This window comes from Erwinia sp. PPS120 (genome assembly GCF_047918655.1).
GTDB lineage: Bacteria > Pseudomonadota > Gammaproteobacteria > Enterobacterales > Enterobacteriaceae > Erwinia > Erwinia tasmaniensis_A.
This window is the reverse complement of sequence record NZ_JBLREF010000039.1, coordinates 60,075-75,570: the sequence shown is the minus strand read 5'-3', so window position 1 is coordinate 75,570 and position 15,496 is coordinate 60,075. Positions and strand designations below refer to the sequence as shown.

At 61.7% G+C, this 15,496-nt stretch carries 14 protein-coding genes and 1 pseudogene; 2 read left to right on the top strand and 13 right to left on the bottom strand.

Translation table 11 applies throughout. The features are described 5' to 3' along the window. Positions 1–64 precede the first annotated feature (64 nt). Positions 65–1,174: an L-dopachrome tautomerase-related protein gene (locus ACLRGG_RS18665; RefSeq protein ID WP_416251162.1), complete on the top strand. Its 1,110-nt coding sequence runs from the start codon at positions 65–67 to the stop codon at positions 1,172–1,174. Here the strand turns inward: ACLRGG_RS18665 and ACLRGG_RS18660 are convergent. The 13 genes and pseudogenes from ACLRGG_RS18660 to ACLRGG_RS18600 form a co-directional block, all read right to left on the bottom strand. Beyond that, on the bottom strand, positions 1,132–1,311 hold the full coding sequence (locus ACLRGG_RS18660; RefSeq protein WP_416251161.1) for a hypothetical protein: 180 nt from the start codon (positions 1,309–1,311) through the stop codon (positions 1,132–1,134). The genes ACLRGG_RS18665 and ACLRGG_RS18660 overlap by 43 nt on opposite strands. Continuing rightward, positions 1,311–2,645, bottom strand: coding sequence for an LLM class flavin-dependent oxidoreductase (locus tag ACLRGG_RS18655; RefSeq protein ID WP_416251160.1), 1,335 nt, complete (start codon positions 2,643–2,645; stop codon positions 1,311–1,313). Before ACLRGG_RS18655 ends, ACLRGG_RS18660 begins: the two co-directional genes overlap by 1 nt. A 10-nt stretch (positions 2,646–2,655) precedes the next feature. Further along, positions 2,656–4,269 (bottom strand): dipeptide ABC transporter ATP-binding protein, encoded by a 1,614-nt coding sequence (locus ACLRGG_RS18650; protein WP_416251159.1) that lies wholly within the window; start codon positions 4,267–4,269, stop codon positions 2,656–2,658. Continuing rightward, positions 4,266–5,099, bottom strand: coding sequence for an ABC transporter permease subunit (locus ACLRGG_RS18645; protein ID WP_067707437.1), 834 nt, complete (start codon positions 5,097–5,099; stop codon positions 4,266–4,268). The genes ACLRGG_RS18650 and ACLRGG_RS18645 overlap by 4 nt, the downstream gene beginning before the upstream one ends. After that, positions 5,099–6,088 carry an ABC transporter permease gene (locus ACLRGG_RS18640; protein ID WP_416251158.1) on the bottom strand — a complete coding sequence of 330 codons (990 nt, stop codon included), beginning with the start codon at positions 6,086–6,088 and terminating at the stop codon, positions 5,099–5,101. Before ACLRGG_RS18640 ends, ACLRGG_RS18645 begins: the two co-directional genes overlap by 1 nt. 15 nt (positions 6,089–6,103) lie before the next feature. Continuing rightward, positions 6,104–7,717: an ABC transporter substrate-binding protein gene (locus ACLRGG_RS18635; RefSeq protein WP_416251157.1), complete on the bottom strand. Its 1,614-nt coding sequence runs from the start codon at positions 7,715–7,717 to the stop codon at positions 6,104–6,106. A 42-nt stretch (positions 7,718–7,759) separates the two neighbouring features. Then, positions 7,760–8,293, bottom strand: coding sequence for a GNAT family N-acetyltransferase (locus ACLRGG_RS18630; protein ID WP_416251156.1), 534 nt, complete (start codon positions 8,291–8,293; stop codon positions 7,760–7,762). A 119-nt stretch (positions 8,294–8,412) separates the two neighbouring features. Continuing rightward, entirely contained in the window at positions 8,413–9,183 is a 771-nt protein-coding gene (locus tag ACLRGG_RS18625) for a lipoyl protein ligase domain-containing protein (RefSeq protein WP_416251155.1), read from the bottom strand. 161 nt (positions 9,184–9,344) lie between these two features. Continuing rightward, the gene (locus ACLRGG_RS18620) at positions 9,345–9,950 is read right to left on the bottom strand and encodes an alpha/beta hydrolase (protein WP_416251154.1); all 606 of its coding nucleotides are present in this window, start codon (positions 9,948–9,950) and stop codon (positions 9,345–9,347) included. A gap of 232 nt (positions 9,951–10,182) precedes the next feature. Further along, positions 10,183–11,531 (bottom strand): annotated as a pseudogene (locus ACLRGG_RS18615) (sigma-54-dependent Fis family transcriptional regulator). Between the two features lie 158 nt (positions 11,532–11,689). Continuing rightward, positions 11,690–12,301, bottom strand: a complete 612-nt coding sequence (locus tag ACLRGG_RS18610; protein ID WP_416251153.1) for a TetR/AcrR family transcriptional regulator — start codon at positions 12,299–12,301, stop codon at positions 11,690–11,692. Positions 12,302–12,446: 145 nt separating this feature from the next. Continuing rightward, positions 12,447–13,094: an RES family NAD+ phosphorylase gene (locus ACLRGG_RS18605; protein ID WP_416251152.1), complete on the bottom strand. Its 648-nt coding sequence runs from the start codon at positions 13,092–13,094 to the stop codon at positions 12,447–12,449. Next, complete coding sequence (locus ACLRGG_RS18600; RefSeq protein ID WP_416251151.1) at positions 13,087–13,806, bottom strand: hypothetical protein; 720 nt, start codon at positions 13,804–13,806, stop codon at positions 13,087–13,089. Before ACLRGG_RS18600 ends, ACLRGG_RS18605 begins: the two co-directional genes overlap by 8 nt. Before the next feature lie 208 nt (positions 13,807–14,014). On the opposite strand from ACLRGG_RS18600, the gene ACLRGG_RS18595 reads away from it, so the two are divergent. Next, on the top strand, positions 14,015–15,475 hold the full coding sequence (locus ACLRGG_RS18595) for an AMP nucleosidase (RefSeq protein WP_416251150.1): 1,461 nt from the start codon (positions 14,015–14,017) through the stop codon (positions 15,473–15,475). Positions 15,476–15,496 lie beyond the last annotated feature (21 nt).

The window sequence follows — 15,496 nt, the reverse complement described above, 5'->3', positions numbered from 1 at the left end:
ACTCGGGCTGAGCATTATTACGCTTTGCCTCCTCTGTTTATATCCCGGTATTAAGGAGTCGCTGTTGAACAGAAGAAATTTCATTATTAGCGGGCTCGCTGCGGCGGCGCTGGCGCGTCAAAGCTTTGCGGCAGTAAAATCAGCCTCCCCACTTGAGGTCGCGGTAACCTCCCCGTGGCTGACCAACGGCGCGGCGGTCTCCTCGCAGGGCACAATATTTATTAACCTGCCGCGTTTTAAAGGCCATGAAAACTCCCCCGCGCTGGCGAAGGTTACAGCGCACGGCCCGGTGCCCTTCCCCGGTAACGACTGGAACCAGTGGCGGGCGGGCGCCAGCGGCGTGGACCAGCTGGTGAATATTAATGCGGTGCATATATTCAATGATCACCTGGTATGGGTGGTTGATCAGGGGGCACCTGAGGATGGCACGCCCGCGCCGGGCGCGGCGAAGCTGGTTGCCTTTGATATCGCCACCGGACGCGTCAGCAAAATCCTACGCTTTGATGCACAAAGTCTGCCGCCGGGCGGTGCGCCCAACGATTTGCGGATCTGGGGCGACCTGATATTTGTCACCGACTCGGGCCTGGGCGGCATCATCATCCATAACCTGAAAACCGGGGTGACCAAAAGAAAACTTTCCGCTCTGCCCGAGCTGAACAAGCCGCCGAAGCTGGCGCAAAAGGGGTTTGGCGGCCGCATCCTGAGCGATGAAAAGGGTAAACGACCCGAGGTCGCGAGCGATATGCTGGAGGTCAGCCCCGATGGCAAATGGCTCTATTTCTCTACGCCCACCGGCCCGATGCGCCGTATTGCAACGCGCTACCTGCTGGATGATGCGCTGGATGACGCGACCTTGCAGGGGCACATTGAAAAGTACGCGGATATCCCCTCAATCGGCGGCACCGCGATGGATAGCCAGGGTCACTTTTATCTCTCCAACACCGAAAGCCGTTCGGTCGAGCGGCTGCTGCCCGGCGGCGAACGTCAGGTATTAATTCAGGATGACCGCCTGATCTCTGCCGACGCGCTGTTTATTGACCGCAGCCGGAATATCTATATTCCCGCGCCGCAGCTTGAATATCTCCCCTCCTCGAATCAGGGCGTCAATAAAACCGCCGCGCCCTGGTTTATCTACAAATTTCCGCTGCCCTCAGAGAGGGCGCGCTGGCGATGATTCGGGCGGCTGAACAGCAACAGCGCCTCAAGCGGGTAGAGGCGATCGCGGGTCGCCGCATCGCTTACCGGCAGTGCGGCCACGGCATGCGCGGCGGCCAGGGCCTGCTGCTCACTGAAAATCACCTTAGCTGGCATTACGCGACCTGCTGCCGGCGTTGGGCAAACTGATTCTCCGGCTCGGCCAGACCAAGGTTTTCACGCAATGTCTCGCCTTCATACTCCTGACGGTAGAGCCCCCGCGCCTGAAGCAGCGGGATCACCTGATCCACAAAGTCATCAAAGGCGGTCGGCGTGCCGCCGCGCACGATAAAGCCATCGGCGGCCCCCTCCAGGAACCACTGCGCCAGGCCTTCCGCCACCGCTGCGGCGGTGCCGATAAAGCTGGGGCGCGGCGTTGCCTCCTCCAGCGCCACCTGACGCAGCGTCAGGCCCCGCTCGCGGGCGTAGCGCTTGATATTATCAGTGGTGCTGCGGAAGCTGTTTTCTCCCAGCTCGCCGATCTCCGGAAAGGGTTCATCCAGCGCGTACTGGCTGAAATCATGGTGTTCAAAGTAGCGGCCAAGGTACTCCAGCGCCTTATCGATGGTGACCAGTTCGGCGGTCTGCTGATAGCGGCGTTCAGCCTCCTCTGGGGTGTCGCCGATAATCACGCTGATGCCCTGGAAAACGCGGATATCGTCAGCATTACGCCCGCGCGCTTCCAGGCGGCGGCGAACGTCTTCACGAAACGCTCGCGCCTGCTCCAGGCTGCTGTGCCGGGTGTAGATGGCATCGGCCGCTTCGGCGGCGAAGGCTTTGCCCGCTTCCGATGCGCCCGCCTGGAAGATAACCGGCCTGCCCTGCGGCGAACGACCGACGTTAAGCGGTCCCTGTACCGAGAAGTACTGTCCTTTGTGATTGAGGGTATGCAGCTTATCGGCCGCGAAGAATTCACCGCTGGCCTTGTTACGGACGAAGGCGTCCTTCTCCCAGGAGTCCCACAGCCCGGTCACCACGCGCAGATATTCGCTGGCAACGCGGTAGCGTTCATCATGTTCCGGGTGAGTGGCACGCGAGAAGTTTTTCGCTGAGCCTTCGAGCGGCGAGGTCACCACGTTCCAGCCTCCCCGGCCACCGCTCAGATGGTCCAGGCTGGCAAACTGACGCGCCACGGTAAAAGGCTCGCTGTAAGAGGTGGATAGCGTCGCCACCAGGCCGATGTTCCGGGTGACCAGCGCCAGCGCGGAGAGCAGCGTGATGGGTTCAAAGCGGTTCAGGAAGTGCGGAATCGACTGCGGCGTGATGTACAGGCCGTCGGCGACAAACAGAAAGTCGATTTTCGCCCGTTCCGCCCTGCGCGCCAGTTCGATGACATAGTCCACGTTGATGCTGGCGTCAGCGACCGCGTCCGGGTGGCGCCATGCTGACATATTGCCGGATACGCCCTGGATAATCGCGCCCAGCCGCAGCTGGCGTTGTGTCTGGCTCATTCTGTACTCCTTACTGTGCGATTGTGGGGTGCAGGCCGGGAAGAACCGGCAGCGCCTGTAACAGTTTTTGCGTCCACGGATGCTGTGGGGCGGTAAAGACCTCGCGCAGTTCGCCGCTCTCCACCACCTGACCGTTTTGCATGACCAGCACGCGATCGGCGAGATGCTGGATCACGCCAAGATCGTGCGAGATAAACAGCAGCGCGGTGCCGTGCGCGGCCTGCATATCGGCCAGCAGATCGAGCACCTGCGCCTGCACCGAGACGTCGAGCGCGCTGACCGGTTCATCGGCCACCAGCAGCGCCGGATTGGGTGCAAAGGCGCGGGCGATAGCGACGCGCTGGCGCTGACCGCCAGAGAGTTGCTGCGGGTAGCGATTAAGGAAGCGGTCGCCGAGCTGCACCTCGTCCAGCAGCTGGCGTACTCGCTGGCGGCGTGCGTCGCCGTAAATACCGATACAGTCGAGGCTTTCGCCAATGATTTTTTCCACCGTATAGCGCGGGTCGAACGAGCTGTAAGGGTCCTGGGCGATCAGCTGTAAACGGGCGCGTCGGGCGCGTCGCGCTTTCTCCGGGAGGCGATCCCAGCGGCTCCCCTCCAGCCGCAGCGTGCCGCTATCCGGCTCGCTGATGCCCATCACCAGTTTGACCAGTGAGGTTTTGCCGGAGCCGGACTCCCCCACCACGCCAAGGGTTTCCCCGGCGTGCAGGGTAAAGTTGATATTATTCAGCACCTGCCGCTCACCGTAAGTCTTATGCAGCCCAATCGCCTCCAGCAGCGGTGCACCACCGGGCTGGGGTCGCGGTGGCAGAGCCACCGGTTCGGCTGAACTGAGGCGCAGACCGCGGGTGGCGGGCGTCGGCACCGCACGCAGCAGCCGCTGCGTCCAGGGGTGCTGCGGCTGGCTCAGCAGCGGCCCGCAGTGGCCCTGTTCCACCACTTCGCCATCGCGCATCACCAGCACGCGATCCGCCAGCGCCGAAACCACCGCCAGATCGTGACTGATCAGCAGCAGCGCCTGGCCGTCGCGCCGCCGCTGCGCCAGCAGCTGGAGGATTTGCCGCTGCACCGTCATATCCAGCGCCGTGGTCGGCTCATCGGCGATCAGCAGCGCCGGACTGCCCGCCAGGGCGGTGGCAATCAGCGCGCGCTGGCGCTGGCCGCCGGAAAGCTGGTGGGGATAGCGATCGAGGCGGCTTTCGGCATCATCAATGCCAGCCGCCTGGAGCAGCGCCACGCTTTTCTCCCGCAGCGGGGCGCCCGGCCGGTAGCCGGAGGCGGTTAGCGCATCGGCCAGCTGCTGCCCAATGCGCCGCAGCGGATCGAGCGAGACCAGCGCATCCTGTAGCACATAGCCGATGCGCCGCCCGCGCAGCGCCCGCCAGTCGCGACGGCTGGCCTGCAGCATGTCGCACCCGTCGATAACAAAGCGATCGGCACTGAAGGAGGCCCCCTCCGGCAGCAGCCCCAGCAGGCTGCGCGCCGTCAGGGTTTTGCCGGAGCCGGACTCGCCAACCAGCGCCACGGATTCGCCCGGCCACACCTGCAGACTGAGATTTTTCACCACCAGCTGAGAACCAAAGCGGACAGAGAGGTTACGAATATCAATGACCGGCTGACTCATTGCGACCTCCCGGCAAAGCGCGTCTGCCAGTAGCGGCCCAGCGTGCTCACCGCCACCACCGTCAGGGTGATAAACACCCCCGGCCAGGCGGCGATCCACCAGGCGTTGCGCAGGTAGTTACGCCCTTCCGCCAGCATCAGCCCCCATTCAGCGGTAGGCGGCTGCGGCCCCATGCCGAGAAAGCTCAGCCCGGCGGTGCCGATAATCACGGTGCCCAGCCCGAGCGTCGCCAGCGCCGGAACCTGCGCCATCGCGTGGGGCAGAATATGCCGCACCGTTAGCCGGAAGCGCGACAGGCCAAAGGTGCGGGCCTGTTCAACGTAGCCGGAGGTCATCACGCTGCGCGTCTGCACCCGCACCACGCGGGCAAAGCGCGGCACCGACGCCACGCCCAGCGCAATAATCAGGTTAGCGGTGCCGGGACCGGTAAAGGCGATCAGCATCAGCGCCAGCAGCAGGTCGGGAAATGCCGAGATAACGTCCACCGCGCGGCTCAGCAGCTCATCGACCACGCCGCGCGCCAGCGCCGCGCTCAGCCCCAGCAGCGTGCCGAAGATCACCGCCAGCGCCATCGCCGCCACGCTTATCAGCAGCGAGTAGCGGCTGCCATAGATAATCCGCGTCAGCAGGTCGCGCCCCAGCTGATCGGTCCCCAGCCAGTGCTGCGCCGAAGGGGGTAGCTGGGCGTTAACCGGGTCGGCCAGTAGCGGATCGCCGTGCGTCAGCCACTCAGGCGCCACCACCGCCAGCGCGACCAGCAGCAGAAACAGGCTGGCGCTCCAGACGGAGGCGGGCAGCGTCGGCGAGAAACGTGCGGAGAGGGCTTTCATCATCGGCTCTCCTCACGCAGGCGTGGGTCGAGCCACAGCGCCAGAATATCGACCAGCGTGCTCATCACCACGTAGATCAGCGCCGAAAGGATCGCTACCGCCAGCACCACCGGCAGATCTTTCGCCAGCACCGCATCTACCGTCAGCTTGCCCAGACCCGGACGACCAAACACCTGCTCGGTGATCACTGCTCCGCTCAGCAGCCCGCCCACCAGCCAGCCGGTGAGGGTGACGACCGGCAGGGCGGCATGGCGCAGAGCGTGACGCAGGCGGATCGTGGTTTCGCCCACGCCCCACGCGCGCAGCGTCAGGGTAAAGGGTGCCGCCAGCGCGCTTTCCAGCTCGCGCCGCAGCACCTGTGCCAGCACCGCACCCTGGGCCAGCCCAGGCGACAGCGCGGGCAGCACCAGCGAAGAGAGATGCCGGTCGCCCGCCACCGGGAACCAGCGCAGGGTAAAGCTGAAGATAAACAGCAGCACGATGCCGAGCCAGAAGGACGGCGTGGAAGCCAGCAGCAGCTCCAGCCCGCCTGCCACGCGGCGACCCCAGCGGCGGTTTGCCGTCGCGACTGCCATTACCACCGCGAAGAGGACGCTGACCAGCAGCGCCGCCGCGGTCAGCTTCAGCGTCGGCCACAGCTGGGTGGTCAGCAGCTGGCTTACTTCGGTATTCAGGACGTAAGAGCGGCCAAAATCGCCGTGCACCGCGCGCCACAGATAGTGCAGATACTGCCACCCCAGCGGCTCGTTCAGCCCCCATTCACTGCGGATAGCCGCCTCAATGGCCGGGGTGCGCGCCTGTTCACCAATCAGCAGACTGACCGTATCGCCCGGTGCCAGATGGATGCCAAGAAACGCCAGCGTGACCGCCGCCCACAGCACCAGGGCGCCGCCGGAGAGACGCCCGGCGATACGACGCACCAGCAGGCTGCGCCACAGCACGGGACGCGGCGCGCGCGGCGGGTGGGTTAAGATGCTCTCAAGACTCATGCTCGCCTCTCCCGGTTAGTGTTCGCTCAGCCAGATGTCGTAGCCGTTTTCCGGCATCTGCTTAAAGCTGCGGAACCCGACGCCGTGGACATAGCTGGCCGCCGCAATCTGATCTTCCGGCTCATAGAGCGGCACCGCCAGCGCCTGCTGGATAAGGGCGTATTGCTGAAGATCGCTGTAGTTCTGCCGCTGCTGCTGTGCATCGAGCGTCGCCGCCGCACGGTCAAGCCAGCCAGTGATCTCAGGGCTGTTGACCCGGCTGTAGTTGATCGCCCCGCCTGCGTTGACCGGGCGATAGTGGTTTTCAATATCAATGCCGTCGGTATCGGTGTTCGAGTTGGCTATCGAGCCAAATTTTCCGCTGTTGCGTACCTCAACGTAAGTGCCTGCGTCGACGTAGCGCAGCTTAAGCTCCACGCCAAGACGCTGCCGCACCTGAGCCTGAAGCGCCTGCAGCAGCACGTCGCGCTGATCGCGCACCGTCGCCTGGGCCTGGACAACCTCGATGCTCAGCCGCTGACCGTTTTTGCTGCGAAAGCCCTGGCTGTCGCGCGTGGTCCAGCCTGCCTCATCCAGCAGTTGGTTAGCGAGCGCGGGCTGGTTGCCATATTTGCCCTCCAGATCCCTGCTATAGAGCGGATCAACGGGCGAGGTAATGCCCCAGGCGCGGGTGCGCTCGCCGCGATAGATCGATTTCAGGATCGGATCGATATCCAGTCCCTGTAGCAGGGCCTGGCGCACTTTCAGCTCGCGGGTCGGGCCGTAATCGACGTTGAGGAACAGCGAGTAAGGGCTTCCGGTGTTAAGCGCATGCTGATAGGTAAAGTCGGCGTTGTCCTTAAATTCCCCGGCATCGTTGCCGGATATCCCTTCAATCACGTCGACCTGGCCGGAGAGCAGCGCGCCGGTGCGCACCGAAGACTCCGGCAGAAAGCGATAGGTGATGCTGTCGAGATAGGCCGGTCCCTGATGCTGTGCGGTGGCCGGTGCCCAGTGATAGTTCGGGTTGCGCACGAAGGTCGCCTGCTGGCCTTTCTCATAGCTTTCGAGGATAAATGGCCCGGTGCCGGCAATCTCCGTACCTCCCGACCTGAGCTGCGATGAATGCCAGCTGGCGGGGGCCAGGATCGGTAATTTCGCGGCGAAAGCGAGGAACGGGGCAAACCCCTGTTTCAGCGTAATGGTCACGCTGTGGTCATCCGGCGTGTCGATGCGGGCAATGCGCACGCCCATCGCGCACAGGCTGCTGCCGGCACAGTATTGTGCATCCTGCAAATGGCGGAAATTTTCAGCTACCGCGCTGGCGGTCAGCTTCTCGCCGTTGGAAAAGGTGACGTCGGGGCGCAGGGTAAAGGTGAAGCTTTTGCCGTCCGGCGAGGCCTGATAGCCCTGTGCCAGCCAGGGAACGTAGCTGCCGTCCGGGCGGCGCGCCAGCAGCGATTCCCAGACGTTGCGCAGCACCACTTCCGCCTTCGACTGGCCGTTAAGCTGCGGGTTAAACGGAACGGGCTCGGTCTCGACGCCCCAGGTCAGGCTGCCGCCGCGGTGAGCCTGTGCGGCGGCAAGGGCAGAGACACTGCCCAGCAGGCAGGTAAAACTCAGCGCAAGGGCGAGCGAATTCACTTTCATAGTATTCCCGGTCGTTGCAGGTGTTAATTTAAAGGCCCTGAATCAGGCAGGCTGTATAATTTCAGCGACCTCTGGGGGCGCAATGGCGATAAACTCTTTTTTCAGAAAAACCAGTTCCTCGCCTAATTTATTGGTGCGATAACAGAAAGGCTGGTAGCCACGACGTAAATAAAGTTCGCTAAGCCAGGGATGCTTAATGGCCGTGGCTAAATAGACGCCCGGGGCTTTTAGCGTCTCATGCAATAAACGGCGTTCGGCCCAGTCAATTATTTTTCGGCCATAGCCCTGACCTTTATAATCCGGGTCGACGGCAAACCAGTGAATAAACGGCAGTGCCGCAGGCGCGCTGGCGTCCTGCGCCCAGGGCAGGCGCACGGTTACGGTGGCGACCGCGCGCTGCCATTTGCGCAATACCAGCACCGTCTCCTGCTCGATGGTGGCGCGTACCTCGGCCACCGTCCCCTGCGTAATGGTGAAATGGATATTCTCACGCAGGAGTGATGCATAGGCGCGTTGTAATAAAGCGAATATTTCTTCCGCGTCGTCGGGTTTTGCCACCTGAACAGATTGACTCATAGCTGCGGCTTCCTTAATTCATCACCGCTAAATTATTAGAATTCGGCGAAATGAATGTAAACCGACAATAATGACAATCGTTTTGTTGAATATGGGAATAACCGCCTGACCGGAACCGGTCAGGCGGCATTTACCCCGCTGGCCGCGACGGCGCGCAATAATGCCCTGGCGATATTATCGACCAGACGGCCATTTCGCCAGGTCAGCATTTGCGCAACGCTGACCGTTTTCGCTGCCTGATACAGGCGTCCGCTGCCGATCGCCGCCTCAAACTGATTGGCGAGGCGATGCACAGCATCCAGATCGCAGTCGACCAGCAGTACCGCATGCGCCAGCACCACGTGGCGGCGCGGCTCTCCGACCGGCTGGCCAGGGATCGCCTGCCAGTACTGGGCGGTACCGGCGATTTTTCGCGCCTGCTCACCCTCGCCACAGGCAAGGTTAAAGCGTCCGTCGCAGAAGGAGCCTTCTACGGCCTGCAAATGGGTTGCCACGCCTGAATCGGCCAGCGCCCCACTGAGCACGCCGCACAGGTGGTGATAAACGCCCTCTGCCGCTTCGCCCAGGGTGCGATCCGTGGCCCAGGCCAGGCTGAGGTTGAGGATCCCCGGCCCCTGGGGCACCAGCCCGCCGCCCGATTTGCGCATAAATACCGGGCAGCCCGCCGCCGCAAACTGCTCACGTACCGGGGCCAGCGAGGCATAGCGTTTGTAGCTGGCGGGCACCACCAGCGACGGTGGCCCCTGCCAGACCTGTGCCACCGGCTGGCCCGCAGCGGCGGGTTGAAACAGTCCGGCTTCCGCCAGCGTCGGATCGGCATAAAACCCTAACTGCGGTGGCCGCAGCGAAAACTGGCCGCCCTGAGCGGCGGCCACAATATCATTTTCCATTCCGTTCCTTATCCGGCCCCGATATGCTGCTGGAGCAGTCGGTTAACCTGCTGGAATTTTTCCATCTGTGGCATATGCCCTGCGGCGCTGATGATCTCGACCTGACTGCCGGAGGGCGCATGCTGCGCGTCACCGGCAGGGATAATCGCATCGTTCTCCCCTCAGATCACCAGCAGCGGTGGCGAGCGGCCATCCAGCTCGCGGCCCGGCAGCGCAGCCTGCTGACCCGCGGCGAACAGCCCCTGATGGAGCGCGTTCAGGCTCTCCGTGACGCCGTCCAGCCGCTTATATTTAAGCAAATCATCCAGCATCTGGCGACTCACCAGGCTGCGATCGGCGAAAAGCAGTTCAATCACCGGTTTCAGCTCACGCCGCGTCTGCGCATCAATAAAGCCCTGAGTGTAAGCCTGATTAATCTGCGGCCCAAACCCGGCGCTGCCAATCAGCGACAGCGTGCGCACGCGCTGGGGCGCATCCAGCGCCTGCGCGGCAGGAATGCGTCCGCTGGCGTACAGCCCAAGCGCCAGGCCCAGCACCGTCGGCTCGCGCAGCAGCAGCGCGCGCAGCCCTTCGCGATCCGGCATCATGCGCACTTCCCGGATGCCGCAGCCTGCCAGCGCGACCATCATACGCAGCAGCAGATTGACCCGCTCGGCCAGCGGCAGCGAGCCGGCATGACCGGTAATGCGGCGAATATCGCGGGCGGATACCGGGTTGGCAATAATGCCAACCCATGGGGCGGAAAGGGCTGTTTCGGGCGCGGTCATCGGCTTTCCTCCGGAGTTAGCTGTCAGAGCCAACGCAAAGGATGTGCCAATCATTTAAAATTTATGTTAAATAATTATTTATCAAAAGGTTGCCGACCCGACATCGCGAGGGGGCCAGCGAGAAATGTTACAGGTGTCACAGGGCACAGGCTGTCACAGCGGGACAGGTGTCACCCCAGGGAGTGATACAGTCTGCCGATGACAATGTGCGGAACGGGTGTTAACCCAGGGATTAATGCACAGCGTCGTTACGATTGGGAGAGCGGATGCCAAAACGCTGCATACGACGATAGAGCGTCATCCGGCTGATGCCCATCTGGCGGGCAACGGCGCTGAGGTTCCAGCGCGCGACGCGCAGATACTGCATCAGCAGCTGTTTCTCAGGCAGCGGGGCGGGAGCGATATCGGGCGGTAGTGGATAAGGCGGATGCCGTAAGGCCATCTCATGACTCGCTATCGACGGGGAATTCACTATCGACGGGGCATTCGCTCCGCGATTGAGGAGGCTTTCCGGCAGATCATGGACTTCAATGCGTTCGTCCTCGCAGATCGCCATGGCGTAATCAAGCGCGTTGCTCAGTTCACGCAGGTTGCCGGGCCAGCGGTGCTGACGCAGACATTCCCGGGCCGCCGCACTGAGCTGCACCCTCCCGCCGAGCATTTTGTCGATCAGCCAGTCAAGATCGCTGCGCTGGCCAGCCAGTCCGGGAGGCAGTCAAGGGTGGTATTAAACAGCTGCTCAATCGGCATGCCCAGTAGCGTACTGCGGGCGTGAGGCGATGGCGCCGCGATCCCCAGCTCTTTTTCCAACATGCGCTGGGCGCGATGATTATGACCGGCCACCCGACCGCTGGCGTCAAAGGCGATCAGGAAATCCGGGCTGACCTCGACAAAGGGTGAGGCCGGGCTGAGTTGTAACACCCAGTCTGAGCGGTTTCGATGCCCGAACCAGGCGTTCTCTATCTGATGAGCGTAGAGTATGGCGATCTGCAACGCCAGCTGCTGGCTCGCTTTTGGCTGCGGCGAGCTAAGCGCGGAGATATCCAGGATGGCGTTGAGCTGCCCCTGCGGATCGAACAGCGGCACCGCGCTACAGGTCAGAGGAATATGCGTGGCGTCGAAGTGATCGGCCTGATGCACGGTTAGCGCCTTGCCGGTTGCCAGCGCGGTGCCGACTGCGCAGGTGCCCGCCCAGGCCTCTGACCAGTGCGCCCCGAGGTACAGCCCGGCGCGGCGCAGGTCGTCCTCCGCCGCTGGATCGCCCAGGTAATCAACCGTAACGCCCCGGGCGTCGTTCAGCAACACCACATACCCGGCCCCGGCGATTTGCTGATAGAGCACGCTCAGCCCGTGGTGTGCAATGCGCCGAAACTCGTCGAGATCGTCACGGTGCTCGCGCAGCTCATGCCACGGCAGAATGCGGACATCCTGCATCCGGCTCGGGTCAAGGCCGTGTGACTCGACGCAGCGCTGCCAGGACTCCCGGATGGTAGGATCCTGCTGAAAACCGCCCCGCCGCAGGGCGGTATTGCTGAGGCTGTCTACGACGGTGGCAATATGGTCGCGCTGGCTCTGATTCACGCTGGACTCTCCTGCGGGCTTACGGGTATGCCGGACATTCACGGCAGGCAACAGAAAAAGCGGCATAAACAGCCCCAGTCTGTATGCAGAGTAATAAGCGAGTCGGGTTTTACAAGGGACAGGAGGGGATTCTGTGATCGCCTGCAAAGCGTGGCGTGTTAGCTAAGCAGCTGCATCAGCCCGGCGATCATCGGCTGCATCTCTTCGGGCGTCGCGCCCGTTTTCCCCAGCACCCGCATTCCCTGCTGGAGCGTGAGCAGCAGCTTAGCGATAACGGCTGCCTCCATCCCGGTGTGCAGCGAACCGTCGCGCTGCGCTTCCACCGCCAGTGCGCAAAGCTGCGCTTCACGTTTGCGATGCTGGGCCGCAATGCGCCCGGCGATCTCTTCATCGGCCACGGCCAGCTCAGCGGCGGTTTCAACCACCATGCAGCCCGTCCGACCCGCCGCCCCGGTACTGTCCCGGGCGTAGTGCTGCAACAGCGCCTCAATTTTGCTGCGCCCGCTGCTTTGCTCCGCCAGGCAGGTGCGGATTGCCTCCGCCCGCAGCAGCATATAGCGGTCAAGCGCCGCCAGAAACAGCCCGCGCTTGTCGCCCCAGGCCTTATAGATGCTGCCGGACGTCAGCCCCAGCGCGCCATTGAGATCCGAGATGGACGAGCCATGGTAGCCATATTCGCTAAAGCGAATGATGGCCTTATCCAGTACCGCGTCCCCGTCAAATTCACGGGGACGGCCAGGGCGAAGAGTCAGTGCGGTTTTCGTATTCATGCGAATCATTATAGATAACGCTCGTTTCCGAAGGAACAGGTTCCGGCTAAGTAATTCGTCGACAATACCATCCCGTCAACGTGGGGATGGTCTGCCAGCCGGTTTGTGGTGAAATGGGATGGACCCGTTTCCACTTCAGGCCGCATTAATCAATGACGATATTCATGCGGGCGGCCAGGCGCAGGAGGATCTCAAGCGTCTTTCGGTCATGAATAACGGCCCGGGTGTCCACTATTGCCAGCGCGCCGTGTTGAATGCGATCGCCAAAGAACACCCACGCATTGCCCTGATGCTGGCGTGATGGCCACTCCAGCCCCTGAATATCCGCATGTTGCTGATAAATGTGTTCAGCCCACTCCCGGGTAAAGGCATATTCATCGGCCTCACAGTGGATCAGCTTCTTACCGGCGCGCATTTTCACCACCGAGGTGTGATCAATACGGGCCACGACCAGATCCTGCTGGAGGATCAGCTCGCTGTGGCTTTTATCGATCAGGTTTTTCTGCGCAAAGACGATCTTGCTTTGTGAGACGTCAACATCATGAAAGAGGACTTCACAGATGGCGACCGCGGTGCTTTCGCCGGCGTAGAGGGTAGGGATAACGCGCTGCGTAACGCTGTTGCCGATTGGGCTGAAACGCGCATCGCCGTTGAGCGTATTATTGAAGCCGTTTCCCTGATAGAGGGAGGGATGGAGCCGAAACAGATGCATCCCTGCATCAAGGGTTTTCCTTTCAATCTCCAGGTTGCCATGGGGTTTGGGAAAGGGTGTGGGCAGACCCTTTTTAGCCATGCTGGATGCCATCCTTAGCCGCCAGGGCTGCACGTATAACCTGACCTTTGTCGCGGGTTAGCAGATCCCTGGGCTCCTGCCCGCCCAGCCAGCTGTTACCGCTGCTGAACCAGTATGCCAGTGACCAGCCACTTTTCTCATCGCCAAAAATATCCAGTATCTCTTTTACCACCGGCAGCGGCTGATAGGCATCGTCAAGACAGTACCGGGGATACAGGTTTTTCCCCCGCCACGAGATAGCAAAGATTTTGTTTCGACGCTTCCAGGTATTCGGTCCGGCGCTGCGGTTTTTGTTTTCAAACCCCACGGCATCAGAAAGCTGGCTGGCATCCAGCCACTCTGTTTCCGCGACGATCTGGTTTCTCAGGTTCTCCATACGCTGGTTATTCTCAGCGCGGTACTCCTCAAACCCGGCAAAAATATCAAAGGCGGCGTCTTGCTTCGCGTCAGGGGTCGCCTTGACCTCACCCTCTTTCACGCTGGCAAAGGCATTGCTCAGCCCCAGCGAGGCCAGGAAGGCGTTAGTTTTATCTTCAACACCCTTTTCATCCGGCAGTTGCGCGTCAGGCTTACGCCCGGAACGGTTCCTTACCGGGATAACCAGGTACTGCACGTCAGTATCGGTTTCAAGCATCCGCATGGCGCGTGCATCCACCAGTACTGGCCACTGATAGCGCACGGTCGGCGCGACCCTCTTCTCTTTCGCTGGCATAACCCACTCCTGATAACCTGATGATGTTGTGTATATAGATTATCTTGAGTATATAGCTTACTTTTTAAACATCAAGCGTGGCGTGAGCGTGACGATCCAGAATGGCATACTGTCTGAAATTCCCTCTCTGAGCCGGTATCCGTCAGGCGTTTCTGTCTGTTATCAGCTAACATACTGTAAAGCCACCAATTAAGAGCGGGACAAAACCATGACTCAGCCTGTTGCTCCACAGGGCCTTAGCGTTCTCGAGGCGCTGGATAAACTCGATTCACTCTATGAACAGGCGGTAACCGCGCTGCGCGAGGCGATTGTTGACTACGTCAGCAGCGGCACGCTGCCGGATGAGGCGCAGCGTGCCAGCGGACTGTTTGTCTACCCCGAACTGCGCGTCAGCTGGCACGGCGACGGCCCCGGACACCGACTGTCGCGCGCCTTTGGCCGCTTTACCCAGCCAGGCCGCTATACCACCACCGTCACCCGTCCGGCGCTGTTTCGTCACTATCTGACCGAACAGCTGGAAATGCTGGCCAGCGAATACCCGATCACGCTTGACGTTCGCCCCTCACAGCAGGAGATCCCCTACCCCTATGTGATTGATGGCTCCAGTATGACGCTGGATCGATCCATGAGCGCCGGGCTGGCCAGACACTTCCCGAATACCGAGCTGGCACAGATCGGTGATGAAAATGCCGATGGCCTCTATCAGCCCGGCGAACAGTTTCCGCTGTCGCATTTCGATGCGCGGCGCACCGACTTTTCACTGGCCCGGCTGCGCCACTATACCGGTACGCCGGTAGAGCACTTCCAGCCGTGGGTGCTGTTTACTAACTACACCCGCTACGTGGACGAATTTGTGCGCTGGAGCTGCGAGCAGATTGCTGACCCGAACTCACCCTACGAGGCGCTCTCCTGTGCGGGTACGGTTTACCTGACCGCCGACACGCCAAATCCGCAGGAGACGCTCTCCGGCCTTGCCTGGAAGAATCATCAGATGCCCGCCTGGCACCTGATTGCGAAGGAGGGGAAAGGAATTACGCTGATCAATATTGGCGTTGGCCCGTCGAATGCCAAGACTATCTGCGACCATCTGGCGGTGCTGCGCCCGCATGCCTGGCTGATGATCGGCCACTGCGGCGGGCTGCGCGAGAGCCAGAGCATGGGCGATTACGTGCTGGCACACGCCTACCTGCGCGATGACCACGTGCTGGATGCGGTGCTGCCGCCGGATATCCCGATCCCAAGCATTGCGGAAGTGCAGCGCGCGCTGTACGACGCCACCCGCCACGTCAGCGGTATGCCGGGCGAAGAGGTTAAGCAGCGGCTGCGCACCGGCACGGTGGTGACCACCGACGACCGCAACTGGGAGCTGCGCTATGCGGCCTCGGCGCGGCGCTTTAACCTCAGCCGCGCGGTGGCGGTGGATATGGAGAGCGCAACGATTGCCGCCCAGGGCTATCGCTTTCGCGTGCCTTACGGCACGCTGCTTTGCGTCTCCGATAAGCCGATTCACGGCGAGATCAAACTGCCGGGCCAGGCGAATCGCTTCTATGAGGGTGCCATCTCAGAGCACTTACAGATCGGTATCTACGCTATCGATCTGCTGCGCGCCGAGGGTGACAAGCTGCACTCCCGCAAGCTGCGCACCTTCAACGAACCGCCATTCCGCTAACGGCAGTCAGGGCGGCGGCGA

Bases quoted from the DNA above. Each gene is read 5' to 3' on its own strand.
- ACLRGG_RS18605 (WP_416251152.1), bottom strand. From the start codon at position 13,094: ATGGCTAAAAAGGGTCTGCCCACACCCTTTCCCAAACCCCATGGCAAC.
- ACLRGG_RS18610 (WP_416251153.1), bottom strand. From the start codon at position 12,301: ATGAATACGAAAACCGCACTGACTCTTCGCCCTGGCCGTCCCCGTGAA.
- ACLRGG_RS18660 (WP_416251161.1), bottom strand. From the start codon at position 1,311: ATGCCAGCTAAGGTGATTTTCAGTGAGCAGCAGGCCCTGGCCGCCGCG.
- ACLRGG_RS18620 (WP_416251154.1), bottom strand. From the start codon at position 9,950: ATGACCGCGCCCGAAACAGCCCTTTCCGCCCCATGGGTTGGCATTATT.
- ACLRGG_RS18640 (WP_416251158.1), bottom strand. From the start codon at position 6,088: ATGAGTCTTGAGAGCATCTTAACCCACCCGCCGCGCGCGCCGCGTCCC.
- ACLRGG_RS18645 (WP_067707437.1), bottom strand. From the start codon at position 5,099: ATGAAAGCCCTCTCCGCACGTTTCTCGCCGACGCTGCCCGCCTCCGTC.
- ACLRGG_RS18625 (WP_416251155.1), bottom strand. From the start codon at position 9,183: ATGGAAAATGATATTGTGGCCGCCGCTCAGGGCGGCCAGTTTTCGCTG.
- ACLRGG_RS18595 (WP_416251150.1), top strand. From the start codon at position 14,015: ATGACTCAGCCTGTTGCTCCACAGGGCCTTAGCGTTCTCGAGGCGCTG.
- ACLRGG_RS18630 (WP_416251156.1), bottom strand. From the start codon at position 8,293: ATGAGTCAATCTGTTCAGGTGGCAAAACCCGACGACGCGGAAGAAATA.
- ACLRGG_RS18635 (WP_416251157.1), bottom strand. From the start codon at position 7,717: ATGAAAGTGAATTCGCTCGCCCTTGCGCTGAGTTTTACCTGCCTGCTG.
- ACLRGG_RS18655 (WP_416251160.1), bottom strand. From the start codon at position 2,645: ATGAGCCAGACACAACGCCAGCTGCGGCTGGGCGCGATTATCCAGGGC.
- ACLRGG_RS18600 (WP_416251151.1), bottom strand. From the start codon at position 13,806: ATGCCAGCGAAAGAGAAGAGGGTCGCGCCGACCGTGCGCTATCAGTGG.
- ACLRGG_RS18650 (WP_416251159.1), bottom strand. From the start codon at position 4,269: ATGAGTCAGCCGGTCATTGATATTCGTAACCTCTCTGTCCGCTTTGGT.